Genomic DNA, 18,636 nt, shown 5'->3' with positions numbered 1-18,636 from the left:
GGAGTGATAAACAAAATGACATTTATAAGTAGAATTGACGAGAAACATATAAATAAAGAGGAAATAAAAAAGCAAGCAGAAATATTAAAAGAAGGAAAAACAGTAATATTTCCAACAGAAACAGTTTATGGATTGGGAGCAAATGCTCTTGATGAAAATGCTGTAAGTAAAATTTATGAGGCAAAAGGGCGACCTAGTGATAATCCATTAATAGTACATATATATGATAAAAAGCAAGTGAATGACCTAGCAAAAGACATTAATGAAAATGCACAGATTATAATGAAAAAATTTTGGCCAGGTCCGATAACTATTATATTGAAGAAAAAAGATATAGTACCAATGAGAACTAGTGGTGGTTTAGATACGGTTGCAATTAGAATGCCTTCTAATCCTATTGCAAAGGCTCTTTTAGAGGAAGTTAAATTGCCAATTGCAGCTCCATCTGCTAATATTTCAGGAAGGCCATCACCTACAAGAGGAAAACATGTGCATGAAGAAATGAATAATAGAGTAGATGGAATTATTTTGGGTGGGGATTGTACTTTTGGTCTAGAATCAACAGTACTAGATCTAACAAATGACATTCCTACTATATTAAGACCAGGTAGTATTACAAAAGAAGATTTAGAAAAAGCTATTGGTCAAGTAAATATTGATCCGGCTTTAGAAAATAAAGAAGATAATATTAAAGCAAAAGCGCCTGGGATGAAATATAAGCATTACTCACCAAACGCAGATGTATATATTGTATCAGGCGATATGGAGAATGTTGTTAAAAAAGTAAATGAATTGTCTGATGATGGGACTAAAAAAGGATTAAAATGTGCAGTAATGTGCTTAGAAGAAAATAATAATAAATATAAATGTGATACAATAGTATTAGGTCGAAATTTAGAAGAAGTTGCCTCGAATTTATTTGATGCTCTTATAACTGCAGATGAGAACGAATATGATATTGTATACACAGAAGAATTTTCTCATTTGGGCGTTGGTAGAGCCATAATGAATAGGCTACTTAAATCTGCTGGGTATAAAATAATAAAAGTATAAAATAATAAAAGTATAAAGTGGAAAAGTTAAAAAATAAACATTATAATATTATCAATAGTATTTTGAAAAGAAATCAAACCAAATTATGATAAAATTGGAATATTATGGATTAAATTCAAATAAAAAGTAATAAAATATTAAAAAAAGTTGTGCTTTTCTATGGAGTATTAATAAAAAATTATGTATAATTAAATAAACTAGTTAAAAAAAAATCAAACATAAAAAATGCTATTTGATTGAAATACTTATTACAAGTTTTAAAATATAATTACTTTACATACTAAAAAGGAGTTCTAATTATGAGAATAGGTTTGGGATGTGACCACGGAGGATTTAATTTAAAATCAGACATTATTAATTTTCTAGAATCAAAAGGAATAGAGTACATAGATTTTGGGACAAATAATTCACAAGATTCAGTAGATTATCCGATATATGGGGAGAAAGTTGCAAATGCAGTTATTTCAAAAGAAGTAGATTATGGAATTGTATGTTGTGGAACAGGAATAGGAATATCTTTAGCAGCAAATAAAGTTCCTGGTATAAGATGTGCTGTTGTTTCAGATGTTTTTTCAGCAAAAATGTCTAAGGCACACAACAACGCAAATATGTTATCTCTTGGAGAAAGAGTATTAGGAAGAGGCCTTGCATTAGAAATAGTAGAAGCTTGGATTAATACAGAATTTGAAGGAGATAGACATTTAAGAAGAGTTAACATGATAGTTGATATAGAAAAAAAGCATAATAAATAGGAGGTTTAATAGTAATGAGCAAAGTTATAGTTACGGATCATCCGTTAATACAACACAAATTAACAATAATGAGAGATAAAGAAACTGGGTCTAAAGACTTTAGAGAATTATTAACCGAGATAACAATGTTAATGGGATACGAAGTTACTAGAGATTTACAACTAGTTGATGTAGAAATAGAAACACCTGTTGTAAAAAGTACTCAAAAAATGATATCAGGTAAAAAATTAGGAATAGTACCTATATTAAGAGCAGGACTTGGAATGGTTGATGGATTTATAAGTCTAATACCAGCAGCTAAAGTTGGTCACTTAGGTCTATATAGAGATCCTGAAACATTAAAACCAGTTGAGTATTACTCTAAATTTCCACAAGATATAGATGAAAGAGAAATGATAGTAGTTGATCCAATGCTTGCAACAGGTGGTTCAGCAGTGGCAGCGATAGATGTTTTAAAAGCAAGAGGAGCAAAAAGTATAAAGTTAGTTAACTTAGTTGCAGCTCCAGAAGGTATAGCTGAAGTGCAAAAATATCACAGTGATGTAGATATATATGTGGCAGCCATAGATGAAAAATTAAATGATCACGGATACATAGTTCCAGGATTAGGAGATGCTGGAGATAGATTATTTGGTACTAAATAGTATATCTTAAGGAATCTATTGATTAAATAGATTCCTTATTATAGATAAAATAACTATATTCTTAGTATAGAGGAGCATAGTTTTATATGAGTAATAAAAAAAGTACAGGTGCACAAATAGCACAAATGCTTTCTTTAATGAGTCAGCTAGGCATTATGATGGTTGTTTCCATATTTGGATGTTTTTTTATAGGCAAATTTATCGATGATAAATTAAACACAGAACCTATTTTCATGCTAATATTTTTAGTGTTGGGAGTAGGAGGAGCTTTTATGTCTGTATATAAAACTGTAATTGGATACACAAAAAGGAAGTGATAGAATATGGATATAAAAGTACAACAAGAAGTTAAAGAAATAACAAAGGGTATATGTATATATGCCATTATAATAGGAATAATATCTTTAGTTATTTCTAAACAACCAATTCACGTAATATTGGGAGTTGTTTTTGGTAGTATAATTGCCATACTTAATTTTAGGTTATTAGCAATTACCCTTGAAAAAGCAGCAGACATGCCACCAGGAAAAGCGCAAGCTTATTCCGGAATTAGATATTTGATAAGGATGTTTATTGTAGCAGTAGTTTTATTTGTTTCAGTAAAAAATCCAAATATACATGTTATAGGTACAGTCTTAGGATTAATAAGTACTCAGATTGTTATATTTATAAAAAAACTTATAATATCAAGAATATCAAGAAAGGAGGTATAAATAAGTGAAGTATACACAATGGGTCATTGAATTTGCAAATGGTTTTAAGATTAGTGAAACTGTTGTAACTAGTTGGATTATAATGGTTGGGTTAATAGTGGTAGCATTTTTATTAACAAGAAATCTTAAACCAGTACCAACTACAAAAAGACAAATTATGTTAGAGTATGCCGTTGGATCACTTAGAGGCCTTATTCATAGTAACATGGGTGATGATATAGAAAAAAGAATGCCTAATATATTCCCTTATATTGGATCTTTATTTCTTTTCTTCGTATGTTCCAACTTGATTGGTTTATTAGGTTTTAAGTCGCCAACTACTGATGTAGACACAACTTTAGCCTGGGCTTTAATTACTTGCTTCTTAATTTATTACGAAGGGGTTAAAGCTAAAGGACCAGGATACTTTAAAGGTTTATTAGAACCAGTTCCGTTATTATTACCACTTAACATAGTAGGTGAATTTGCTAGACCAATATCGCTTACATTCCGTCCATTTGGTAATATTTTAGGAGGAACAGTAATTATGGGATTACTTTATCAATTACTAGCATTTATATCATCATTGATACCAAATGTTTCAATTCCATTCTTACAATTATTAATACCAGTACCATTACATTTCTACTTTGATTTATTTGCAGGATGTTTACAAGCATTTATATTCATAATGCTTACAATGGTATTTGTTTCAAACTCAACAGAGTAAAATATATGCAAATTAAATATTGGCATATTAGAATAATAATAAAAAATAAAAGTTAAAATTCGAGGAGGATTAAAATTATGGAAATTACTACTTTACAACAAGGAATCGCTATAGCAGGTTCTGCAATAGGTGCAGGTATAGCAGTTATATCTGGTATAGGTGCAGGGATAGGTCAAGGATATGCAGCTGGTAAAGGTGCAGAAGCTGTTGGTAATCAACCAGAAGCTAAAGGAGATATAATCTCTACAATGCTATTAGGTGCTGCAGTTGCAGAGTCTACAGGTATATATGGTCTTGTTATATCTATAATCTTAATATTCGCTAATCCATGGGTATAGAATTGAAGATGATTTGTAATAAGATTTTATAGTTAGGAGAAATTATAAATTACTCTCCTAACTATAAATTATGGATGATGGAAAGGAGGATTAGTAGATGGGTGTTAAACCAGTAGTAACCATAACTTGGGAATTAGCTATTCAGATAATAAATACAATTGTTTTATTTTGGATACTAAGAAAAATTTTATTCAAACCAGTTTTGAATATAATAGATGCTAGAGAAAAGGCAATAAAAACAGATATAGCTACAGGAGAGCAAGCGAAAAGTGAAGGTTTAGCCTTTAAAGCTGAATATGAACAAAAACTTGCAGTTGCTAAAAATGAAGGTCAAGAAATCATTAAACAAGCAACTTTTAGGGCTGAGCAAAAGTCTGATGAAATAATATCTACTGCAAAAGAAGAAGCAACTAGCCTAAAAGAAAGAGCTAATAAAGATATAGTACAAGAAAAAGAAAAAGTTATGAATGAACTTAAAAATGATATTTCTAACATAGCTATACTTGCTGCTTCTAAGGTAATTGAAAAAGATATTGACCAAGCTAAACATGAGGAAATGATAAACAAATTTATCGAAGAGGTGGGCGAAGCTAAATGATAGATATAATAGCTAACAGATATGCAGAAGCCCTATTCCAACTAAGTGAAGATGAAAATATCACTAAAGAAATTTATAATGAATTACACAATGTAGTAGAGACAGTAAAAAATAATAAGGATTTAGATAATGTTTTAAGATCACCTTTAGTAGCTAAAATCGAAAAGGTTAAATTAATTGAATCATTATTTAATAATAAAATAAATAATAACTTAAAAAATTTCTTAAAAATACTAGTTGAGAAGGGAAGAATATCTTCTTTAAAATCAATAGAATTAACATTTAAGCAATTACTAAATGATAAAAATAATATAATTGAAGGTACTGTAATAAGTGCCATTCCTTTAACTGATGAAAAAGTTAAAGAACTTGAAGGAAAACTTTCAAAAAAATATAATAAAAATGTTACTTTAGAGAATAAAGTTGACCAAAGTATATTAGGTGGGGTTTTAGTAAGATTAGGAAATACTCAAATTGACGGATCTGTAAAAACTCGTTTAGATAATATAAAAGACCAACTTTCTCAAGTAATTTCTTAGGAGGGCGGTGAACCCATGAACTTAAGACCTGAAGAAATAAGTTCTATAATTAAACAACAAATTAAGAATTATGATAACAAAATAGAAATGACTGATACTGGTAGCGTACTAAAAGTAGGTGACGGTATCGCGACTATATACGGACTAGAAAACGTAATGTCTAGTGAACTTTTAGAATTCCCTGGAGAGATATATGGAATGGCCCTTAACTTAGAGGAAGATGTTGTTGGGGCTGTTATATTTGGTGATGACAGTGGAATCAAAGAAGGAGATATAGTTAAAAGAACAGGAAGAATAGTTGAAGTTCCTGTTGGAGATGCATTAATAGGTAGAGTTGTAAGTCCACTTGGTTTACCTATAGACGGTAAAGGACCTATAAACACTGACAAAACGAGACCAGTTGAAAGTAAAGCTCCTGGTATAATGGCAAGACAATCAGTTTGTGAACCATTACAAACTGGTATAAAAGCTATAGACTCTATGATACCAATAGGTAGAGGACAAAGAGAGCTTATCATAGGTGATAGACAAACTGGTAAGACTTCTATAGTTATAGATACTATATTAAACCAAAAAGGTAAAGATGTTATATGTATATACGTTGCAATAGGACAAAAACGTTCTACAGTTGCACAACTTGTTAGTACATTAGAAAAAGGTGGAGCAATGGATTACACAATAGTTGTATCAGCTACAGCTTCTGAATCTGCACCACTTCAATACCTTGCACCATATGCAGGAGCTGCAATGGGTGAAGAGTTCATGTTCAATGGTAAACATGTTCTAATAGTATATGATGATTTAAGTAAACAAGCAGTTGCTTACAGAGAAATGTCATTACTACTTAGAAGACCACCAGGACGTGAAGCTTACCCAGGAGATGTATTCTACCTACATTCAAGATTACTAGAAAGAGCTGCTAAGTTATCTGATGAATTAGGCGGAGGATCTATGACTGCACTTCCAATCATAGAAACTCAAGCAGGAGACGTTTCTGCATATATACCAACTAACGTTATATCAATAACTGATGGACAAATATACTTACAACCAGAATTATTCTATTCAGGTATAAGACCAGCAGTTGACCCTGGTATATCAGTATCAAGGGTTGGTGGTGATGCTCAAATTAAATCAATGAAAAAAGTTGCAGGTACATTAAAACTTGCTTACTCACAATATAGAGAACTTGCATCATTCTCTCAATTTGGATCAGACTTAGATGAAGATACTAAGAAGAGACTTGCTCAAGGGGAAAGAATAGTTGCTGTTTTAAAACAAAATGAAACTGACCCTATAGCAGTTCAAGACCAAGTTATGATAATATTTGCTGTTATAAATAACTTCTTAGAAGATGTACCAGTAAGTAATGTAGCAAGATTTGAAAAAGAATTATTCAGATTTGTGGATGAAAACTATCCAGAAGTATCTAAAAAAATATTAGCAGCAGAAGATTTCTCTTCTGATTTAACAAACGCAATAGTAGAATTTAAGAAAAAGTTTGTTGTTGAAGCGTAATCCTTTTTACAAAAGGAGGTAAATTAATTGGCAGGAGCTGGAATTAAAGAGATTAAAACGCGTATTAACAGTGTTAATAGTACAAAACAGGTTACTAAAGCTATGGAACTTGTTGCTTCTTCAAAAATGAGAAAAGCAAAAGATAGAGCTTTAGCAGCTAGACCGTACTTTGGAACAATGTACGATACAGTGAAGGATATAGCTACAAGTACTCGTGGCGTTAGAAATGTATTCTTAAAACAAAGAGAAGTAAAAAATAGATGTTATATTATTGTTGCAGGAGATAGAGGACTTGCAGGAGGCTATAACTCAAATATAATGAAATTAACGCTTAGTCATATGGATGGAAAAAAAGAAAAAGTTATGACTGTAGGGAAAAAGGCTACGGAATTTTTCCAAAAAAGAGGTTATGACATATTAAAGTCAGCAGAAAGTGTTGAAAAATGTGACTATGATGAAACATTAGCTTTTGCTCAGGAAGCTATGAATTTATATAAAAAAGGTGAAATTGATGAAGTATATATGGTATATACAGAATTTGTATCTCCTTTAACTCAAAACCCAAAATTATTAAAAGTGCTACCTTTAGCATTTGAAAAAGAAGAAAATAAGGAAACAAAAGAGCAAGCTGCAAAAGGAGCTAGAGTTCAATATTTACCATCGGCAGAGGTTGTTTTAGGTCATATAATACCTAAATATGTTTCTGGTATAGTTTATGATGGAGTTATAGAATCTTTCGCATCAGAACAAGCTGCGAGAAGAACTGCAATGAGTTCAGCAACTGATAATGCAGACGAGATGCTATCTAATTTAGAGTTGAGTTACAACAGAGCAAGACAATCAGCTGTAACTCAAGAAATAACAGAGATAGTAGGCGGAGTAGAGGCTCTAAAATAAGGAGGTTAGGAAATGGCCAACGTAGGGAAAATAGTATCAATCGTAGGTGTTGTACTAGATGTTAAGTTTGATAATGAAAATAGCCTACCTAACTTATTAAACGCATTAGTTATAAAGTTAGGAGATCAAGAAATAGTTGCTGAAGTTGCACAACATATAGGTGATGACACGGTTAGATGTATATCAATGAGTGCTACAGATGGACTAGTTAGAGGAATGGAAGCAATAGATACAGGAAAACCAATAAGTGTTCCTGTTGGAGATGCTACATTAGGAAGAATATTCAACGTTCTTGGAGAACCAGTTGATGATGAACCAGCACCTAAAGATGCACCGGAGTTACCTATACATAGATCAGCTCCAGAGTATAACGATATAGCAAGTACTGCTGAAATACTTGAAACAGGTATAAAAGTAGTTGACTTACTAGTACCATACTTAAAAGGTGGTAAAATAGGTTTATTCGGTGGTGCAGGAGTTGGAAAAACAGTTCTTATACAAGAACTTATAAATAATATAGCTAAACAACACGGTGGGATATCAGTATTCGCAGGTGTTGGAGAAAGAACAAGAGAAGGTAATGACCTTTACCATGAAATGAAAGATTCTGGAGTTATAAATAAAACAGCTCTAGTATTCGGACAAATGAACGAGCCACCAGGAGCTAGAATGAGGGTTGCCTTATCTGGACTTACTATGGCTGAGTATTTCAGAGATGAACAAAACCAAGACGTTCTTTTATTCGTAGATAATATATTCCGTTTCACACAAGCAGGTTCAGAAGTTTCTGCCCTACTTGGACGTATGCCTTCAGCAGTTGGATACCAACCAACGCTTGCTACAGAAATGGGTAACTTACAAGAAAGAATAACATCAACTAAGAAAGGATCTATAACATCTGTTCAAGCTGTTTACGTACCTGCGGATGACTTAACTGACCCAGCGCCAGCAACAACATTCGCTCACTTAGATGCAAAAACAGTTTTATCTAGATCTATAGCATCTCTAGGAATATACCCTGCAGTTGATCCACTTGAATCAACTTCAAGAGTACTAGATCCTAAAATAGTTGGTGAAGAACATTATGAAGTAGCGAGAAGAGTGCAATCTATACTTCAAAGATACAAAGAATTACAAGATATAATAGCTATACTTGGTATGGATGAATTATCTGATGAGGATAAAATAATAGTTGCTCGTGCAAGAAAGATACAAAGATTCCTTTCTCAATCTTTCACAGTTGCAGAACAATTTACAGGATTCCCAGGTAAATATGTACCAGTTAAAGAAACTGTAAGAGGTTTCAAAGAAATACTTGAAGGAAAACATGACGACTTACCAGAATCAGCATTCTTATTTGTTGGATCAATAGATGAAGCTGTTGCGAAAGCAAAGGAGAGTAGATAGGTCATGGCAAATATATTTGCATTAGAAATAGTTACTCCAAGTGAAGTTTTTTACCAAGGCGAGGTAGAAATGGTTATAACTAGAACAACACAAGGTGATAGGGCCATATTAAAAGATCATATACCTTTCGTTGTTGGTTTAGTTGATGGAGAATTAAGAATAAAAAAAGATGGCAAGTTTAAATCTGGCCAAATATCTGGTGGTTTTATGACAGTTAGTAAAGAGAAAACTACTATACTAACTGAAACTGCTAAATGGAACGATTAAGTCGTTGACTTATAATATTACTTAAAAAGACTAGGAATTATCCTAGTCTTTTTACTTTGTCTAAAACTAATATTTAGTGCATAAAAATAAAAATATTATTAACAGTAATAGAATTGCTTATAATAAGGTAAGATAATTATATTAGAGATAATTTATGGGAGAAAATAATGAATATTTGTAGATATAGGGACAGATATTATAGAAGTAAAGAGAATTAAATATGAATTAAATAAAAGAGGTGATTTTCTAAAAAAATATTCACAGAAGGAGAATTAGAAATGTTTGAGGAGAAGGTAAATAACCCAAAAACCATAGGGAGAAACTTTGTAGCAAAATAAGCTATTAGTAAATATTTAGGGTTGGGCATAAGGGGTTATAATTTTAAAGATATAGATATACTCAAAAATAATTTGGAGAAGCATATAGTAAAAACTTATAATAATTTAAAACAAATTTGCATACAATATAGTGTTTTAGAAATAAAGGTAAGCATGTCCCATTGTGAGAACTATGCTGTTGCAAATGCTATAACAATTACAATGTAAAAATAAGATATATTTAAATATACCAATGAATAAAAATATATTAGGAGGTACTTTGTGAAAAATAAGTGTTATTCATTACTAATAATAATTGTTTTAATAATTACTCTATATAGTGTTGGGTGTGGAAGAAAAGAATATACAAAAGAAGAAGTATATGAGGATTTCCAAAATCAAATTTCAAAAATTGAATCATATACTTGTAATGCAAAAGTAGAAGCTATAGGAAATAAGGAAAATACTACCTATATTTTTAAACACACATATAAAAAGCCGGATTATTATAAGTTAGAAGTCAAGTCACCTAAGAATTTACAAGGAAAAACTATTGAATATAAGGGAGATAAAGTTCTAGTTAAAAACCCTAGTATTAATGATACAATAGAGCTTCCTAATATAAATAATGATAGTCACTATTTATTTATTGGAGATTTTATAAAAAACTATATGCAAAATGAATCAATAGTTTTAGAAGTTACAAAAAGCGAATTAAAAATACAAACAGAAATACCAGGGGATAATAAATATTTTAAAAAACAAATTTTATATGTAGATAATAAGACTAAAAATCCAAATAAAATGGAAATACTAGATAATGAAGATAAACCTATATTTATAGTAACATATGAAGATTTTAAGTATGAAAAGTAAAAAAGTAGTATAAACAACTTAAGAGAAATCTAGATGACATAATAATTTGTTTTACTAAAATAAAAAAGATATTAAAAGTCATAACAAAGCTATTATTAATGAATAAGTTGTATAGTAAATTTTTGCTCCAAAAACTATGATTTAAGACATAAAAAAAGTTGTGTAGGTTATAATATTTAACGTGAGGTGTATAAAAATTAAAATAATAATAAATTTAATTTTGTTTACTAAATACACGATAAATGAACGTACTTATATGGAAACAAATGCAATTTTACAATTAGTTAGGAATCTGATAAAATATAAGAGATATTGTTCTCTGGGAGGCGATTTTGTGAGCAATAAAAATAAAGAAAAAATTATGTTTACTTTACCCGATTATATTTTATCTGAAGTGGATCAAATAGTTCAGATGGAAAATAGTAATAGGGAAGATTTTGCAAAGGCTGCTTTTCAGTTTTATATAACCCAAAAAAAGAAAATTAACTTAAAAGAAAGTATGATAAAGGGTTATAAAGAAATGGCTAAAATCAACTTATCATTAGCAGAGCTTGGTATGACAGATGACGTATCTTTGGATGATGATTCTGAAGGAGATATAGCTAAAGTTGAATAATCTTGGCTTAGATATTAAGCGAGGAGATTTATTTTATGCAGATTTAAGTCCAGTTATTGGCTCGGAGCAGGGAGGCGTTAGACCTGTTTTAATAATCCAAAATAATATAGGAAATAAGTATAGCCCAACGGTTATAATTGCTGCTATAACATCCCAGATTAATAAAGCAAAATTGCCTACTCACATAGAAATAAGTTCCAGTGAATATGGACTTAATAAAGATTCTGTAATTCTCTTAGAGCAAATTAGAACCATAGACAAAAAACGGCTGAGAGAAAAAATAGGTTATCTAGATAATAAAACGATGCTAAAAGTAAATAATGGACTGCAAATAAGTTTAGATTTATTTAGCATATAAAAATTATTGATATAGTAGCATATCAATAATTTTTTTGTTTTATATACAAAAAACACAAAAAAACACCATAAAGATGTTATAATATAATGAGATTTAAATACAATATGGCTAATAACAGGTAGCCTCAGTATATAACTTAGGGAGGTAAATTACATGAGAGACCATAAAGGATTAAATGAAATTACTAATGTAATAAGAAAAGACATTGTCTCAATGATATGTAAATCAAAATCAGGACATCCAGGAGGTTCATTATCAGCAGTTGAAATTTTAACAGCTCTTTATTTTGATCAAATGAATATTGATCCAACAAATCCAAAAATGGAAGATAGAGATAGATTTGTTTTATCAAAAGGTCATGCAGCTCCGGCTTTATATGCAACATTAGCTGAAAGAGGATATTTTGAGAAAGAAGAGTTAAATAATTTAAGAAAATTAGGAAGTATGCTTCAAGGGCATCCTGATATGAAAAAGATACCTGGTGTTGAAATGTCAACAGGTTCATTAGGACAAGGTTTTTCTGTTGCGTGTGGAATGGCTATGGCAGCTAAACTAGATAACGCTCCATGGAATGTATATGCATTATTAGGAGATGGAGAAGTTCAAGAAGGAATAATATGGGAAGCTGCTATGAGTGCGGCTCATTATAAGCTTGATAACATGATAGCATTTCTTGATTATAATGGACTTCAAATTGATGGAGAAGTTGAGTCAGTAATGAGTATTAATCCTATAGAAGACAAGTTTAGGACTTTTGGATGGAATGTAATAACTATTGATGGTCATGATTTCGACCAAATATTTGCAGCTTTAGATATGGCAAAAGATACAGTAGACAAACCAACAATGATAATAGCTAAAACAGTAAAAGGTAAAGGAGTGTCTTTCATGGAAAACCAAGCTTCATGGCATGGAAGTGCACCAAGTGAAGAACAACTTGAACAAGCATTATCAGAATTAGGAGGTGCTTTCCATGAGTAAAATAGCAACTAGGGAGGCTTACGGAAAAGCTTTAGTTAAATTAGGAAAAATAAATGATGATGTAGTAGTTTTAGATGCAGATTTATCTAAATCAACTAAAACTAATGACTTTTTAAAAGCATATCCAAATAGATTTTTTAATATGGGTATAGCAGAACAAAACTTAGTAGGAGCTGCTTGTGGTTTTGCAGCAGCAGGAAAAATACCTTTTGCAAGCACATTTGCTATGTTTGCAACTGGAAGAGCATTTGAAGTAATAAGAAACTCAGTATGCTATCCTAAATTAAATGTTAAAATATGTGCTACACATGCAGGTATAACTGTTGGAGAAGATGGTGGTTCTCATCAAAGTGTGGAAGATATATCTCTAATGAGATCTATTCCAAATATGACAGTAGTGGTTCCAGCTGATGGAGTTGAAGCTGAAAAGATGATATTTGCTGCAGCTGAGTTCAATGGACCTATGTATGTCAGACTTGGAAGAAGTGCAGTTCCAACAATATTTGAGGAAGATTATAATTTTGAAATTGGAAAAGGCGTTGTTCTAAGAAACGGTAACGATGCTACAATAATAGCTTGCGGAATAATGGTTAACGAAGCGATAATAGCTGCAGACATGTTAAAGGAAGAAAACATAGATGTTAGAGTTATTAATATGTCTACAATAAAACCAATAGATACAGAGCTTATAATAAAAGCTGCTAAAGAAACTAAGGCAATAATAACGGCAGAAGAGCACAGTATAATAGGTGGATTAGGATCAGCTGTAAGTGAAGTTGTATCTGAAAATCATCCTACAATAGTTAGAAAAGTTGGAGTAAATGATAGTTTTGGTGAGTCAGGAACACCAAATGAATTATTAGAAAAATATGGTTTAACTGCTAAAAATATAGTAGAAAAAGTAAAAGAAGCATTAAACTAATAACATATATAAAAAGGCGTATTTAATATTTTATTAAATACGCCTTTTTAAGTAAAATCAGATTGTTTGGGTATGTTAATAAAGTAAATTTTTTGCTTCTATCAAAGATTATTTTCTCATATATTTATAAGAGATAGGGGGGATAATGTGGAGATTAAGTTTAATATCAAAGGAGTAATATATGGCGTAATACTAATATTATTTATAGTTTTAGGGTTTGTATTTGTACCTAAATTATTTTTAGATACTTCAAAACCGGTGGATTTTACAATGGTGCAAAGAGAATCCATTCCAGATAAAATATTAGATATTATGGATAAGTACGAAGACGAAGAAAGAGCATTAGCAGTAAAACTAGATAATAAGATATATGTTATAGTAACGAGAGGAGAAAAGGAACATGGTATAGACATAGACAAAATAACTATGGATACAGTGGAAGAAAAAGCTGTTATGACAGTAGATATTACATATAAAGACAAGGATAAATCCTATCCTTTTGTAGTTGCTGAAACTAATCTTAAATCTTTACCAGACAAAATACAATTAAATGCAACAAAAGAAGAAAAATAAGAAACTTGAGCCCTAACTATTAAAACTTTGGTCTAATAGTTAGGGTATTTTTATGTATATATACATTTATAATTTCATTTATCAGAAAATTAATAATTTTCATTAAGGTTTCACAATTAAATCCGTATATTACACATACGGGAATATTTTAGTATAAATGGAGCTTATACCTTTATATTATAAATATTATTTTTGATATAAAAATTGCAAAATACAACGTTGAAGGGGAAGGGATAGACTTATGAAAAGTATTAAGACTAAAATTTTAGCAATGATTGGTGGTATTGCCATTTTAGCTATGATAATTTCTGGTGTGTTTACTATGAAGAACACAGTTAAGACTGTATCTAAAAATCAAGAAAGTATTTCAACATTAACTACTAAAAATATAGTTTCTAACATAAATGAATATTTTACAAGATATAAAACAATTGCGATTCAAATGGCCGGAAACACAGCTATCAGAAATGTATTAACAAACGCAACTAGAGAGGATTATAAGAATCATTCATCTTATAAAGATGCTTATAAATCACTTGGATATGTAAAGGAAAAAGATACTCAAATTTTGAATGCATATATTGCTTCAGCAAATGAAGACTTAGCATTTGATAGTGGAACCTATCTTAGCGATAAAGGGTTTGACTTAAAATCCAGAAATTACTGGTTTTCAAAAAGTGAAGACATTGAAAAAGGGTTTATTATATCACAGCCCTACGAAGATTCTGTTACTGGAAATATGGTTGTTACATTTTCAGCTCCAGTGTATGATTTAAATAATAAAGAAATTATAGGGGTTGCAGCAGTTGATGTTTCTATTGAAGATATAAGTAAACAAGTGGCAACAATGGATACTGACTTTAAAGATGGTGGATACACAATGCTTATCTCAAATATTGGACAAGTATTGGCAAGTAAGGATACTGAGAGGGTTCTTAAGAATGTTAGTGAAATAGGATTTGACGATAAAATACTTAGCGAAATCGATAAAACAACAAATAAAATAATAAAATACACTGAAAATGGTAAAATACGTTATGGAATTGTAAGTGATACAAGAGATGCTGGCTGGAAAGTGCTTCTAAGTATTAGTAAAGATAGTTATATGGCTTTAGTAAAAACATCTATATCTACAACATTAGTCATATATTTAATTGCATTTTTAATTCTTATAATAGCAATTATAGCAGTAACAAAAAGCTTAGTTGCCCCAATTCAAAATCTTATGAATGTAACAGAAGAATTAGCTGCAGGAAATCTTGATGCAGAAATAAATATAGAAAGTAAAGATGAAACTGGAAGATTGGCTGAATCAATGAAGAAACTTGTATTAAGATTAAATGAATATATTATTTATATTGATGAAATATCAGAATCTTTAGATAGATTTTCGATGGGAGACTTAAATATTGACTTAAAACAAAACTATGAAGGTGATTTTGCTAAGATAAAAAATTCATTATTACAACTTTCGTCGATATTTAAAGAAACTATAGGTAAGATTGTTGAAACATCGGAAAATGTTGCAGTTGGTTCAAAAGAAATAGCAAATGCAGCACAAGTACTTGCTGAAGGTTCGCTGTATCAAGCAAGTACAACAGAAGAATTAACAGCAACAGTAAATGATTTATCAGATAGAGTATCAACAAATGCAGATAACGCACTAAATGCATCAAAGCAAGTTAAAACTGCTGGAGATCTTGCTATAGAAAGCAATGATCAAATGAAGAAAATGATACTAGCTATTGAAGAAATAAACTCTAAATCCACACAAATAAGTAAAATTATTAAAGTAATTGAGGATATTTCATTCCAAACAAATATATTGGCTTTAAATGCAGCAGTGGAAGCATCTAGAGCAGGCGCTGCAGGCAAAGGATTTGCAGTTGTTGCAGATGAAGTAAGAAATCTAGCTACAAGATCTTCAGATGCATCAAAAGAAACAACTCATTTAATTGAGGAATCAGTTAAAGCTGTGCAAAATGGGAACCTTATAGCCGTGAAAACTGGTAAAATGCTTCAAAATGTACTTGAAGAAGTGTCTCAGTCGGTAAAATTAATAGATGAAATTTCTTTAGCATCTGTTGAGCAAGCTTCAGCTTTAAAACAAACATTAGAAGGTATTGAACAAATAAGTACAGTTGTACAAACAAATGCAGCAACAGCTCAAGAAAGTTCAGCAGCAAGCAATGAACTATCAAACCAAGCTCAAATACTTAAAAATGTTGCATCAGGTTTTAAAATTCAGGACTAAATATAAAAATTACTAAAAAAACTGGTTCCTAAAATTGGAATCAGTTTTTTATTTTGTAATTTCAAATGTAAATATTTTAGATATAAAGTAATAAATAATTTTAATTTATCTTGATGTTAATATTGTAGATTCGGTTACTATGTAATCCAATTTAGCATCGTGATCTTCTTTGGGAACTTGGTCAAAAATTTGTAGATCAAAAGCTATTCCCACAGTAACGGCATCTTCTCTTAGATTCTCAAGGAATCTATCATAAAAACCACCACCATACCCAAGGCGGTAACAATCTTTATCATAGGCTACAGCTGGCACTATAACCACATCTAAATCTTTTATGTCTATGGCAGGAGAGCATTCAGGTTTTGGCTCTCTAATGTTATAAGCACCATATTTAATTCCATTTTCTAAATCTGTAATTTGAGAAGGTATTAATTTTCTTTCTTCTTTTAAAGTTATAGGTGATGCCACAATTTTACCTAATTTTATAAGTTTTTTAATTAGATTGTCTGTAGCAACTTCGTTATTAAAGTCTAAATAAAGCATAATAGTTTGTGCATTTTTAATACAGTCTAGCTGAAGTAGCTTTTCTGTGATTATATCTGAGTTGTGTTTAATAAAATCTTTGTTTTTTTCTTTTCTAATCATAATAACATTTTTTCTAAACTCTTTTTTCATATAATCTACACCTCTTAATTGTGGTATTATATAATTACCTAAATTTTACTTTCCTAATATAGATTTTAGTAAAATTATAGATTTAAAGCAATATAATTGATAAAGAGTAATAAAAAGACAAGCTAGTCATATAATATATAGTAGATTGATTAAAGGAGAGATGAACAAATGATATCTAAAAAAAGGGCTCTTATATATTCTATTATTCTTGTAATAGTAACTATAATTGGTACAACAATGTTTCAAATTACGTTAGGAAATAAAGTAATAATATCGAAAGACTTATATGAATCTTATGCAAAATATAACAAGCTATTGGGTTTAGAAGAACTTATTCAGGAGGATTACTATAAAGAAATATCTGGAAACAATCTAGTAGATGGAGCATTAAAAGGATTATTTGAAGGTCTTAATGATCCATATTCACAGTATTACACAGCAGATGAATTTGAAAGTTTAAAAGAACAGACAAGTGGTTCCTTTGTTGGGATTGGAGTATATATAGGTGTAAATCCTGAAAATAATAAACTAACAATAATTTCTCCAATAGAAGGTTCACCGGCAGACAAAGCAGGTGTTAAATCAGGAGATATAGTTCTAAAAGTTGATGGAGAATCTGTTGAAACTAAAAAGATAGACGATGTAATTAAGCATATAAAAGGAAAAGAAAATACAGATGTTAGTTTAACTGTTCAAAGAAAGGGACAAGAATTAAGTTTTGATATTAAGAGGGAAACTATAGTAACAAAGAGTGTATCTAATGAAGTTATGGATAACAATATAGGTTACTTAAGAATAAAATCTTTTGATGAAAATACACATAAAGAATTTAAAGAAAATTTAAGCGCATTAGAATCTAAGGGCGTTAAAGGCTTAGTAATAGACTTGAGAGATAATCCAGGAGGACTATTAGATGTTTGCGTAGATATAGCAGATGATTTAATAGGAAAGGGAACAATTGTCTATACAAAAGATAATACAGGAAATAAAGAGTACTATAAATCAGATGACAAACAAGTTGATATGCCAATAGCTGTTTTAATAAACGGAGGAAGTGCATCGGCATCAGAAATATTAACAGCAGCTTTAGTTGATAATAACAAGGCTATAGCCATAGGTGAAACGTCTTTCGGTAAAGGTTTAGTACAAAGTGTAAAAGGATTAAAAGATGGTACTGGATATAAATTAACAACTGCTCAGTATTTTACACCAAATGGAGATTATATAAACGGAAAAGGTATTACGCCTAAAATTAAAGAAACAAATGAAAATCAACAACTTAAATCAGCATTAGAATATATTAAGAAGGAAATCAAGTAACAAATATATAAATAAACTATATAACAAAAAATAGTTTGAGTGCATGACTGAAAATATAAGTACTGTCAATAATTAATATATAGGTAATTATAAAAATAATAGTTATTAAAATATTGATTAAATATGTATTAGAATATATGGCGAATAATAAAATAACAAATGTTTCTACAAATTTTGATTTTAAAAATTAAAAATCTAATATTTTTTATAAAAAATAATAAAAAATTTAGAGGAAAAAGAGAAATAACATAGAATTACTTATATAAGTTAATAATCTTAGTTGGGAAGTGAGTTATATGAAGAAAACTA

The 18,636-nt window shown here is 30.3% G+C and carries 22 protein-coding genes; 21 read left to right on the top strand and 1 reads right to left on the bottom strand.

Going from position 1 to position 18,636, the window contains the following annotated elements; all coding sequences use genetic code 11:
- The first annotated feature begins 15 nt into the window (after positions 1-15).
- From JW646_RS08165 to JW646_RS08070, 20 genes are all read left to right on the top strand, one after another.
- Positions 16-1,053, top strand: a complete 1,038-nt coding sequence (locus tag JW646_RS08165; protein WP_228417244.1) for an L-threonylcarbamoyladenylate synthase — start codon at positions 16-18, stop codon at positions 1,051-1,053.
- A 299-nt stretch (positions 1,054-1,352) separates the two neighbouring features.
- Positions 1,353-1,805 (top strand): ribose 5-phosphate isomerase B, encoded by a 453-nt coding sequence (gene rpiB, locus JW646_RS08160; protein ID WP_074919686.1) that lies wholly within the window; start codon positions 1,353-1,355, stop codon positions 1,803-1,805.
- Between the two features lie 14 nt (positions 1,806-1,819).
- Positions 1,820-2,449 carry a uracil phosphoribosyltransferase gene (gene upp, locus JW646_RS08155; RefSeq protein WP_074919685.1) on the top strand — a complete coding sequence of 210 codons (630 nt, stop codon included), beginning with the start codon at positions 1,820-1,822 and terminating at the stop codon, positions 2,447-2,449.
- Positions 2,450-2,535: 86 nt separating this feature from the next.
- A complete protein-coding gene (locus JW646_RS08150) occupies positions 2,536-2,766 on the top strand; it encodes an AtpZ/AtpI family protein (RefSeq protein WP_074919684.1) in 231 nt (76 codons plus the stop codon).
- Between the two features lie 6 nt (positions 2,767-2,772).
- On the top strand, positions 2,773-3,162 hold the full coding sequence (locus JW646_RS08145; RefSeq protein WP_074919683.1) for an ATP synthase subunit I: 390 nt from the start codon (positions 2,773-2,775) through the stop codon (positions 3,160-3,162).
- Positions 3,163-3,166: 4 nt separating this feature from the next.
- Positions 3,167-3,871 carry a F0F1 ATP synthase subunit A gene (gene atpB / locus JW646_RS08140; protein ID WP_083399427.1) on the top strand — a complete coding sequence of 235 codons (705 nt, stop codon included), beginning with the start codon at positions 3,167-3,169 and terminating at the stop codon, positions 3,869-3,871.
- Between the two features lie 77 nt (positions 3,872-3,948).
- The gene (gene atpE, locus JW646_RS08135; RefSeq protein ID WP_228417242.1) at positions 3,949-4,209 is read left to right on the top strand and encodes an ATP synthase F0 subunit C; all 261 of its coding nucleotides are present in this window, start codon (positions 3,949-3,951) and stop codon (positions 4,207-4,209) included.
- A 97-nt stretch (positions 4,210-4,306) separates the two neighbouring features.
- On the top strand, positions 4,307-4,807 hold the full coding sequence (gene atpF, locus JW646_RS08130) for a F0F1 ATP synthase subunit B (RefSeq protein ID WP_074919681.1): 501 nt from the start codon (positions 4,307-4,309) through the stop codon (positions 4,805-4,807).
- The gene (locus JW646_RS08125) at positions 4,804-5,346 is read left to right on the top strand and encodes a F0F1 ATP synthase subunit delta (protein WP_148556996.1); all 543 of its coding nucleotides are present in this window, start codon (positions 4,804-4,806) and stop codon (positions 5,344-5,346) included. The genes atpF and JW646_RS08125 overlap by 4 nt, the downstream gene beginning before the upstream one ends.
- Before the next feature lie 15 nt (positions 5,347-5,361).
- Positions 5,362-6,864, top strand: a complete 1,503-nt coding sequence (atpA, locus tag JW646_RS08120; protein WP_206925082.1) for a F0F1 ATP synthase subunit alpha — start codon at positions 5,362-5,364, stop codon at positions 6,862-6,864.
- A gap of 27 nt (positions 6,865-6,891) precedes the next feature.
- A complete protein-coding gene (gene atpG, locus JW646_RS08115; protein ID WP_148556997.1) occupies positions 6,892-7,761 on the top strand; it encodes an ATP synthase F1 subunit gamma in 870 nt (289 codons plus the stop codon).
- A gap of 12 nt (positions 7,762-7,773) precedes the next feature.
- Complete coding sequence (gene atpD, locus JW646_RS08110) at positions 7,774-9,168, top strand: F0F1 ATP synthase subunit beta (protein WP_228417240.1); 1,395 nt, start codon at positions 7,774-7,776, stop codon at positions 9,166-9,168.
- Positions 9,169-9,171: 3 nt separating this feature from the next.
- Entirely contained in the window at positions 9,172-9,435 is a 264-nt protein-coding gene (locus tag JW646_RS08105) for a F0F1 ATP synthase subunit epsilon (protein ID WP_083399426.1), read from the top strand.
- Positions 9,436-10,034: 599 nt separating this feature from the next.
- Positions 10,035-10,628 (top strand): germination lipoprotein GerS, encoded by a 594-nt coding sequence (gene gerS, locus JW646_RS08100; RefSeq protein ID WP_228417238.1) that lies wholly within the window; start codon positions 10,035-10,037, stop codon positions 10,626-10,628.
- A gap of 334 nt (positions 10,629-10,962) precedes the next feature.
- Positions 10,963-11,244 carry a hypothetical protein gene (locus JW646_RS08095; RefSeq protein ID WP_018591921.1) on the top strand — a complete coding sequence of 94 codons (282 nt, stop codon included), beginning with the start codon at positions 10,963-10,965 and terminating at the stop codon, positions 11,242-11,244.
- Complete coding sequence (locus JW646_RS08090; protein WP_074919675.1) at positions 11,237-11,602, top strand: type II toxin-antitoxin system PemK/MazF family toxin; 366 nt, start codon at positions 11,237-11,239, stop codon at positions 11,600-11,602. Before JW646_RS08095 ends, JW646_RS08090 begins: the two co-directional genes overlap by 8 nt.
- Before the next feature lie 153 nt (positions 11,603-11,755).
- A complete protein-coding gene (locus JW646_RS08085) occupies positions 11,756-12,583 on the top strand; it encodes a transketolase (protein ID WP_074919674.1) in 828 nt (275 codons plus the stop codon).
- Positions 12,576-13,505 carry a transketolase family protein gene (locus tag JW646_RS08080; protein WP_228417237.1) on the top strand — a complete coding sequence of 310 codons (930 nt, stop codon included), beginning with the start codon at positions 12,576-12,578 and terminating at the stop codon, positions 13,503-13,505. The genes JW646_RS08085 and JW646_RS08080 overlap by 8 nt, the downstream gene beginning before the upstream one ends.
- A gap of 147 nt (positions 13,506-13,652) precedes the next feature.
- Complete coding sequence (locus JW646_RS08075; RefSeq protein ID WP_074919672.1) at positions 13,653-14,078, top strand: hypothetical protein; 426 nt, start codon at positions 13,653-13,655, stop codon at positions 14,076-14,078.
- 241 nt (positions 14,079-14,319) lie between these two features.
- On the top strand, positions 14,320-16,332 hold the full coding sequence (locus tag JW646_RS08070) for a methyl-accepting chemotaxis protein (protein ID WP_228417235.1): 2,013 nt from the start codon (positions 14,320-14,322) through the stop codon (positions 16,330-16,332).
- Positions 16,333-16,437: 105 nt separating this feature from the next.
- On the opposite strand, the gene JW646_RS08065 is transcribed toward JW646_RS08070, so the two are convergent.
- On the bottom strand, positions 16,438-17,007 hold the full coding sequence (locus JW646_RS08065) for a 5-formyltetrahydrofolate cyclo-ligase (RefSeq protein ID WP_206925086.1): 570 nt from the start codon (positions 17,005-17,007) through the stop codon (positions 16,438-16,440).
- 168 nt (positions 17,008-17,175) lie between these two features.
- Here JW646_RS08065 and JW646_RS08060 point away from each other — a divergent pair, with 168 nt between their 5' ends.
- Complete coding sequence (locus JW646_RS08060) at positions 17,176-18,327, top strand: S41 family peptidase (RefSeq protein ID WP_228417233.1); 1,152 nt, start codon at positions 17,176-17,178, stop codon at positions 18,325-18,327.
- The last annotated feature ends 309 nt before the right edge of the window (positions 18,328-18,636 follow it).

It is taken from the genome of Terrisporobacter hibernicus, from assembly GCF_020809405.1.
Classification (GTDB): Bacteria; Bacillota; Clostridia; order Peptostreptococcales; family Peptostreptococcaceae; genus Terrisporobacter; species Terrisporobacter petrolearius.
The sequence above is the reverse complement of the archived record's forward strand: the minus strand, read 5'-3'. Positions and strand labels throughout refer to the sequence as shown.